Below are 3,524 nucleotides of genomic sequence, written 5' to 3' on the forward strand. Positions count from 1 at the left end.
TGGCGGTGATGTCGTCGCGGATCGCGGTGTGCGGGCACCCACCGGTTTGCACGGCCGCGATCCGGTTGTCCGGCAACACCGCATGCCTGCGCAGGAAGTCGGCGTCCTCGGTGGTGTAGATGTCGTTGGTCAGCACCGCCAGCGACAGCTCGTCGCGCAGCTGCCGGCACAGCGCGGCGACCAGCGCCGTCTTGCCCGAGCCGACCGGGCCGCCGACGCCGATGCGCAGCGGCTCCCCCGGTTGCCGGACCCGTCGCGGCCGCTCGACGTGTGTATGGCTGTGTGTGTGCAGATGTGTTGACATGCGGGGCCTTTCAGAACATGACCGAAGACCGGACGCGCCGGCCGGCCGTGCGCGAATTTGCAGTCGCTGCCCAAGAAGGTACCTCGTGCGATCAGTCATCCAGTCTTCAGGACACGAAGAGCGGACGTTCCCGTTCAGCGTGGCGTTGCGCGAGCGTGTCGAGCAACGGGTCGGACAAGTCGGCCAGCCCGGCGGCCGCCTCGGTGGCGGTGCGCTCGCACAGGTCCGCCAGCCGAAACGTGCACGCGGCAACCTCGGCCGGGTCCAGAGCAAGCAGCCGCTGGGCGGCCGTCGCCGAGCCGGTCATCGTGGTGTAGGTGATCGCCAGGGCGGTCTGCTCGGGGACCAGCCCGCTCACGGCGCCCACCCGCCCCGCCGCGACGGGCAGGTGGGGCTGGGCGCCGAGGTCGTCCCAGCGGGCGTCCGGCCAGACCCGCCGCGCCAGCCGCGCCAGCCCGCGGCCCTGGCTGCGCGATGCTTCCCGGGCGGCCGGGGCTGGCGTGCGGGCATCGGTCTCCCGGTCGGCCGCATCGGGATTCAGCTCGCCGCGGTGGACCGCCGCCGCGATCGACGCGAAGATCAGCCCGGAGGTGCGAATCCGGCGGCGCAGGAAGGCTTCCAACGTATCCAGGTTGGTCACCAGGCCGCTGGTGACCGCCTCCTCCACGCCGCCCGAGTGCACGTGGGCGCCGGCCGGCAGTCGGGAATCGGCCAGGGCGAGCAGCGTCGCGAGTGCGGACATGGGCCGTCAGAACAGGAAGTAGCGTTGCGCCATCGGCAATTCGGCCGGCGGGTCCTCCTGCCAGACCTCGCCGTCGATCCGCACGGTGAACGTGTCCGGGTCCACTTCGATGTCGGGCAGCGCGTCGTTGAGCGGCAGGTCCGCCTTGCCGAGCCCGGTGGTGTTCCGGACGGGGGACAGCCGCCGGGTGACCGCGAGCCGCTCGGCCAGGCCGGCCTCGATCGCTTGCGGCGCAACGAAATGCACGGACGTCGTGGCCGCGGCCGCCGGGGCGGCCCCGAACATCGGGCGCGGAAGCACCGGCTGGGGCGTCGGGATCGACGCGTTGGCATCCCCCATCGCCGCCCACGCGAGCATGCCGCCCTTGAGCACCGCGTGCGGGCGGACCCCGAAGAACGGGGGTTCCCACAGCACCAGATCCGCGAGCTTGCCCACCTCCACGGAGCCGACCTCGTGGTCGAGGCCGTGGGCGATCGCCGGGCAGATGGTGTATTTCGCGACGTAGCGTCGTGCGCGCAGATTGTCGGCCGCACCGTCGCCGGGCAGCGCGCCGCGGCGGCGCTTCATCACGTGCGCGGTCTGCCAGGTGCGCAGCACCACCTCCCCGATGCGGCCCATCGCCTGTGAGTCGCTGCCGATCATCGAGATCGCGCCGATGTCGTGCAGCAGGTCTTCCGCCGCCATGGTCGACGGCCGGATCCGGCTCTCGGCGAAGGCCAGGTCCTCGGGCACCTGAGGATTGAGGTGATGGCAGACCATCAGCATGTCCAGGTGCTCGTCGAGGGTGTTACGCGTATGCGGCCGAGTCGGATTGGTCGAGCTGGGCAACACGTTGGGCTTGCCCGCGACGGTGATGATGTCGGGCGCGTGGCCGCCACCGGCGCCCTCGGTGTGATAGGTGTGGATCGACCGCCCCGCGATCGCGGCCAGGGTGTCTTCGACGAACCCCATCTCGTTGAGGGTGTCGGTGTGCAGCGCCACCTGGACGCCGGCGGCGTCGGCAACGGTGAGGCAGGTGTCGATCGCCGCCGGCGTGGACCCCCAGTCCTCGTGCAGCTTGAACCCCGAAGCGCCGCCGCGCAATTGCTCCCACAGCCCTTCGGCGCTGACCGTGTTCCCCTTGCCCAGCAGTGCGAAGTTCACCGGCCAGCCGTCGAGCGCCTCCAGCATCCTGGCCAGGTGCCATGCGCCCGGGGTCACGGTGGTGGCCTTGGTGCCCTCGGCCGGCCCGGTGCCGCCGCCGATGATCGTGGTGATCCCGGCGCCGAGCGCCTCGGCCATGAGCTGCGGGCAGATCAGGTGCACGTGGCAGTCGATGGCGCCCGCGGTGACGATCCGGCCATTGCCGGCGATGACCTCGGTGGACGGCCCGACGACCAGGTCCGGGTGCACCCCCGTCATGGTGTCGGGGTTGCCCGCCTTGCCGATCGCCGAGATGCGGCCGTCACGAATCCCAATGTCGGCCTTGATGATTCCCCAGTGGTCGATGATGACCGCACCGGTGATCACCGTGTCGGGTGCGCCCTCGGCCCGGGTGGCGCGTCCCTGGCCCATCGACTCGCGCAGCACCTTGCCGCCGCCGAACACCGCCTCGTCACCGGCCAGCCCCGGTCCCCCGCTGCGGTCTTCGGTGATCTCCACCAGAAGGTCGGTGTCGGCCAGCCGGATCCGGTCACCGGCGGTGGGGCCGAAAAGCTGGGCGTAGCGTTCTCGCGACACGCTCGACATCAGGCGTCGAGCCGTCCGGGCGGGGTCAGGCTCAGGCCATGCACTTCGCGGCGGCCGCGCAGTGGGACCAGCCGGACCTGTTGGGCCACACCGGGTTCGAATCGCACGGCGGTTGCGGCCGGAATGTCCAGCCGGTAGCCGTGGGCGGCGGCGCGGTCGAACGAGAGCGCCGCGTTGGCCTGCGGAAGGTGAACGTGGCTGCCGACCTGTACCGGCCGGTCACCGGTGTTGACGATCCGCAACTCGATCCGCTCCGCGTCCGCGTTGATGTCGATATCGCCGCTGCCGTAGAGGATTTCGCCGGGAATCATGGGATCGGGTGGTGGACGGTGACCAGTTTGGTGCCGTCGGGGAACGTCGCTTCCACCTGCACGTCGGACAGCATCTCCGGCACCCCCTCCATCACGTCGTCGCGGCTGAGCACCCCGCAGCCGCTGGCCATCAGCTCGGCGACGGTGCGGCCGTCGCGGGCGCCTTCGAGAATGTGGTCGGTGATGATGGCAACCGCCTCCGGATGATTCAGCCGCAGGCCCCGGGCACGGCGGCGACGTGCCAGTTCGGCGGCGTAGGACAACAGCAATCGCTCTTGTTCGTGCGGCGTCAGGAGCACGCTCTGGAATCCTGCCACGGCGCCCGGGGGCGTGACCGCCCGGCCGCGCTCGACGCCGGTTCGCCTACGCCTCGAGGTTCTGCAGCCGCACCTGGCCCCGGGCGACCACCCGGTCGTCGGCGTCGGTGATGGTGACCAGC

Annotated in this window: 5 protein-coding genes and 1 pseudogene; all 6 read right to left on the minus strand. The window is 71.0% G+C overall.

The features are described 5' to 3' along the window. A partial coding sequence (locus A5713_RS16595) for a GTP-binding protein (protein WP_304442516.1) occupies window positions 1-304 on the minus strand: 304 nt, incomplete at its 3' end. Window positions 305-410: 106 nt separating this feature from the next. Then, complete coding sequence (locus tag A5713_RS16600; RefSeq protein ID WP_068097219.1) at window positions 411-1,046, minus strand: urease accessory protein UreF; 636 nt, start codon at window positions 1,044-1,046, stop codon at window positions 411-413. Window positions 1,047-1,052: 6 nt separating this feature from the next. Beyond that, window positions 1,053-2,774: an urease subunit alpha gene (locus tag A5713_RS16605; protein WP_068097222.1), complete on the minus strand. Its 1,722-nt coding sequence runs from the start codon at window positions 2,772-2,774 to the stop codon at window positions 1,053-1,055. Then, complete coding sequence (locus A5713_RS16610; RefSeq protein WP_068097225.1) at window positions 2,774-3,085, minus strand: urease subunit beta; 312 nt, start codon at window positions 3,083-3,085, stop codon at window positions 2,774-2,776. Before A5713_RS16610 ends, A5713_RS16605 begins: the two co-directional genes overlap by 1 nt. After that, on the minus strand, window positions 3,082-3,384 hold the full coding sequence (locus A5713_RS16615) for an urease subunit gamma (protein WP_067921573.1): 303 nt from the start codon (window positions 3,382-3,384) through the stop codon (window positions 3,082-3,084). Before A5713_RS16615 ends, A5713_RS16610 begins: the two co-directional genes overlap by 4 nt. Before the next feature lie 64 nt (window positions 3,385-3,448). Further along, window positions 3,449-3,524 (minus strand): annotated as a pseudogene (locus A5713_RS28355) (esterase); the annotation flags it as partial.

Origin of the sequence: Mycobacterium sp. E2497 (genome assembly GCF_001668695.1) — a bacterium.
In the GTDB taxonomy this organism is placed as follows: Bacteria; Actinomycetota; Actinomycetes; order Mycobacteriales; family Mycobacteriaceae; genus Mycobacterium.

Coding starts and splice junctions, on each gene's coding strand:
- A5713_RS16600 (WP_068097219.1), bottom strand. CDS start 1,046: ATGTCCGCACTCGCGACGCTGCTCGCCCTGGCCGATTCCCGACTGCCG.
- A5713_RS16605 (WP_068097222.1), bottom strand. CDS start 2,774: ATGTCGAGCGTGTCGCGAGAACGCTACGCCCAGCTTTTCGGCCCCACC.
- A5713_RS16610 (WP_068097225.1), bottom strand. CDS start 3,085: ATGATTCCCGGCGAAATCCTCTACGGCAGCGGCGATATCGACATCAAC.